Here is a 3,884-nt window from a genome sequence, read left to right as displayed (position 1 = left end):
GGCGGTCTTGCGGTCCACGCCCGCCTGGGCGCTGGAGGCCGGACTGCCGACGTCGGCGAGCGCGGCGAGGACCTCCTTGCTGGTCCTGCCGATCAGCTTGGCGAGTGCGTGCACTCGCAGCTTCTCGGGCAGATCCGACACGGAGAACGGCCCGCCGGTACCACCGGCGGGCGCATCGTTGATCGACATTCAGCTCCTTCGCCCCCGGGCGCCCCGGATGAGGGCGGCCGCGCAGGGGCCTTACGCGTTCTCCCGTCCCGCGGTGCGGGACGGGCAATCCTGGTCGCTCGGCGTACTCGGCGACGTGATCCTCGAGATGTCGGCCCGTCGTGGGCCGGCGATGGCACCGCTCCGCGGTGGTCAGGCCCGGGTGGTGACCCGGCCGGGACCGAGCGGATCGGCGAGGCGGCCCCGGTCGTCGAGCAGGCCCTGCGCCATCCGGGTCGCCTTCGCGGGCACCGGCGGCTTCAGCCCTGCGACAACGTCGAGTGCGCCCAACACGTCGTCGGGTCGAACAGCGGGTGTCGTCTGCCGTACGACCGCCGTCAGTATCGCACAGTCTGGCCCGGAGGCGGCCGCATCCGGTGTGACACCGGTCGGCGAGTCCGCCGCCACCTCGGCCCACGCGACCGCGGCGCGGACGTCGATCTGCCGCTTGCCCGAGGGCATGATCCGGTCCACGACCAGGGAGTCCTTCGCCAGCAGCCCGTCGACCGCCGCCCGCAGACCGGCCTCGGAGACACCCGGGAGCTCGATCCGCCAGAGGCTCGCATCCACCCGGTCGGCGAGCGCCGGGGGTTCGGCGACGACGGCCTCGAGGAGGTCCAGCCCGTCCGGGAGCACCGCGTCCAGGGCCGTCCGGACCACCTCGGGCTCGACCTCCCGGGTGAGCCCGATCTCGAAGTACTCGGCCTCGCTCGCCGTGCCGGTCGGCGCGGCGCCGATCCAGGAGATCCGCGGGTGCGGCGAGAACCCGTGCGAGTGCGACACCGGGACCCCGGAACGCCGCACCGCCCGCTCGACGCTGCGCGCCACGTCCCGGTGCGAGAGGAACCGCAGCCGCCCGCGCTTGGCGAAGCGCACCCGGATGCGCTGCACCGTCGGCGGAGCGGGGTTCGCGGCCTCCCCGGGACGCACACGTGCCATGGCCCCAGCCTCCCACAGGGCCGGACGGGCTACTCGGGGGCGGGGCGCTCGGGTTCCAGGACGAGCAGGGTCTCCCCCGCCGGACGGAAGCCCGCGCGGCGGTAGAAGGCCGTGCTGCGCGCGGTGGGCGCGAGGATCAGCCTGCGGTAGCGACGCTCCCGGGCGTGGTCGATCACGGCCTCCAGCAGGGCGCGCGGCACCCCGCGGTCCGCGAACGCCGCGAGCACGAAGGCGTTCCCCACCTGCCCGACGCTCGCCGCCCGCGTCCCGGGCCGGGGCATCGGGACGATCTCGACGACGTTGATCGACCCGATCGGCGTCCACCCCGCCCGTTCACTGCCGATCTCGGCCAGCCAGAACGTCCGCCGCGGCTGCTCCGTGCGCGCCCACTGGGCGAACGAGGCCTCGAAGGAGCCGTCCGTCACCGGGCGGCCCGAACGCTCCTCCGCCCACGCACGACGGAGCCGGGCGAGGGCCTCCACGTCGCGTTCGTCCGCGATCCGGACCACGGTCTCGCGGGTCCCCGCCGACGAGGGTGCAGGCGGGGCGGCGGATTCCTCAGGCACCCAGCTCCCGCCCGACCGGGTTGAGCACCGTCAGCGGGATCAGGGTGGTCCCGCTCGGTCCGACCTCGATGTCCGTGCCCGTCGACGGGCAGACGCCGCAGTCGAAGCACGGGGTCCAGCGGCAGTCGTCCTGCTCCCGCTCGCTCAGCGCGTCCTGCCAGTCGGTCCACAGCCAGTCCCGCTCGAGACCGGAGTCGAGGTGGTCCCAGGGCAGGATCTCGCTCTCGCCGCGCTCGCGGGTGGTGAACCAGTCCAGCGAGACGCCGAGGGGCTCCAGCTCGGCCGCCGCCGCGGAGACCCAGCGGTCGTAGGAGAAGTGCTCCGACCAGCCGTCGAACCGGCCGCCCTCGCGCCAGACGCGCTCGATCACGGCGCCGACCCGGCGGTCGCCCCGGGCGAGCAGGCCTTCGATCAGCGACGGCTGGCCGTCGTGGTAGCGCATGCCGATGTTCTTGCCCAGCTTGCGGTTGCTGTTGACGGCCTCGCGCAGCTTGCGCAGCCGGGCGTCGACGACGTCCGGATGGGCCTGGGCGGCCCACTGGAACGGCGTGTGGGGCTTGGGGACGAACCCGCCGATGGAGATCGTGCAGCGGACGTCGTTGCGGCCGCTCGCGGCCCGGCCCGCCTGGATGACCCGGTGCGCCATGCCCGCGATCTCGAGGACGTCCTCGTCCTCCTCCGTGGGCAGCCCGCACATGAAGTAGAGCTTGACCTGCCGCCAGCCCTGGGCGAACGCCTCGGAGACGGTGCGGATCAGGTCCTCCTCCGACACCATCTTGTTGATCACCTTGCGGATCCGCTCGGACCCGCCCTCGGGGGCGAAGGTCAGCCCGGAGCGGCGGCCGTTGCGGCTGATCTCGTTCGCGAGGTCGATGTTGAAGGCGTCGACGCGGGTGCTCGGCAGCGAGAGCGAGGTGTTGGTGCCCTCGTAGCGGTCGGCGAGGCCCTTCGTGATGTCCGCGATCTCCGAGTGGTCCGCGCTGCTCAGCGACAGGAGCCCCACCTCGTCGAACCCCGAGGACCGGACGGCGGAGTCGACCATCGCGCCGATCCCCTCCAGCGACCGCTCCCGCACCGGCCGGGTGATCATCCCGGCCTGGCAGAACCGGCAGCCGCGGGTGCATCCGCGGAAGATCTCCACGCTCGCACGCTCGTGCACGGTCTCGGCCAGCGGGACCAGCGGCGCCTTCGGGTAGGGCCACTCGTCGAGGTCGGTGGTGGTGCGCTTCTGCACCGTGGCCGGAGCGCCGTCGACCGGCGTGACCCCGGTGATCTCCGTGTCGTAGGAGACCTCGTACAGCGCCGGGACGTAGCACCCGGCGGTGTTCGCCAGCCGTCGGAGCAGCTCTCGACGGTCGGTCCCGGAGGTCTTCCACTCCCGGACGACGTCGGTGATGTCCCCGACGACCTCCTCGCCGTCGCCGAGCACGGCGACGTCGACGAAGTCCGCGATCGGCTCCGGGTTGAAGGCCGCGTGCCCGCCTGCGACGACGACGGGGTGCGACTCGTCCCGGTCCCGCGCGTGCAGCGGGATCCCGGCCAGGTCCAGGGTGGTAAGCAGGTTGGTGTAGCCCAGCTCGGTGGAGAAGGACACGCCGAGCAGGTCGAAGGCGCCGACCGGATGGTGCTGGTCCACGGTGAACGAGGGCACCCCGTGCTCCCGCATGAGGGCCTCGAGGTCCGGCCAGACGGCGTAGCAGCGCTCGGCCAGCGCGTCGGCCCGCTCGTTGAGGACCTCGTACAGGATCATGACGCCCTGGTTGGGCAGCCCGACCTCGTACGCGTCGGGGTACATCAACGCCCAGTGGACCGCGGCGGCGTCCCACGGCTTGGCCTGCGCGTTCAGCTCACCGCCGACGTACTGCACCGGCTTCGAGACGCGCGGCAGCAGTGGTTCGAGGGCAGGGAAGACGGACGCGGGGCTCACGCGGACCCAGGGTAGCCCCGCGCTCTCCCGGCCGAGCACACGGTTCCCGCACACGGTTTCGCACACGCCGGCCCGCGAGCCTTCGCGGCGCCGACGAAGGAGGAACCATGACCACCCCCACCACCGACCCCATCCGCACCATCGGACCCAAGCACCGCGCCCTCTGGGCCTCCGGCGACTACGGGGTCGTGGCCGCCGACCTGATCCCCGCCCTCGGGCCCACCTGCGTGCGCGTCCCGGTCGTC

4 protein-coding genes are annotated in these 3,884 nt (G+C 73.1%); all 4 read right to left on the bottom strand.

Annotated features, from left to right (window positions below; genetic code table 11):
* Positions 1 to 189 (bottom strand): translation initiation factor IF-2 N-terminal domain-containing protein (locus H5J29_RS24200; protein WP_181783334.1); only part of this gene is annotated, 189 nt, incomplete at its 3' end.
* Between the two features lie 171 nt (positions 190 to 360).
* The gene (locus tag H5J29_RS24195) at positions 361 to 1,146 is read right to left on the bottom strand and encodes a TIGR03936 family radical SAM-associated protein (RefSeq protein ID WP_181783333.1); all 786 of its coding nucleotides are present in this window, start codon (positions 1,144 to 1,146) and stop codon (positions 361 to 363) included.
* Positions 1,147 to 1,175: 29 nt separating this feature from the next.
* On the bottom strand, positions 1,176 to 1,712 hold the full coding sequence (locus tag H5J29_RS24190; RefSeq protein WP_181783332.1) for a GNAT family N-acetyltransferase: 537 nt from the start codon (positions 1,710 to 1,712) through the stop codon (positions 1,176 to 1,178).
* Positions 1,705 to 3,639, bottom strand: a complete 1,935-nt coding sequence (locus H5J29_RS24185) for a TIGR03960 family B12-binding radical SAM protein (RefSeq protein ID WP_181783331.1) — start codon at positions 3,637 to 3,639, stop codon at positions 1,705 to 1,707. The genes H5J29_RS24190 and H5J29_RS24185 overlap by 8 nt, the downstream gene beginning before the upstream one ends.
* Between the last annotated feature and the right edge of the window lie 245 nt (positions 3,640 to 3,884).

Source organism: Pseudonocardia pini (assembly GCF_013870575.1).
Taxonomy (GTDB): domain Bacteria; phylum Actinomycetota; class Actinomycetes; order Mycobacteriales; family Pseudonocardiaceae; genus Pseudonocardia; species Pseudonocardia pini.
The sequence above is the reverse complement of the archived record's forward strand: the minus strand, read 5'-3'. Positions and strand labels throughout refer to the sequence as shown.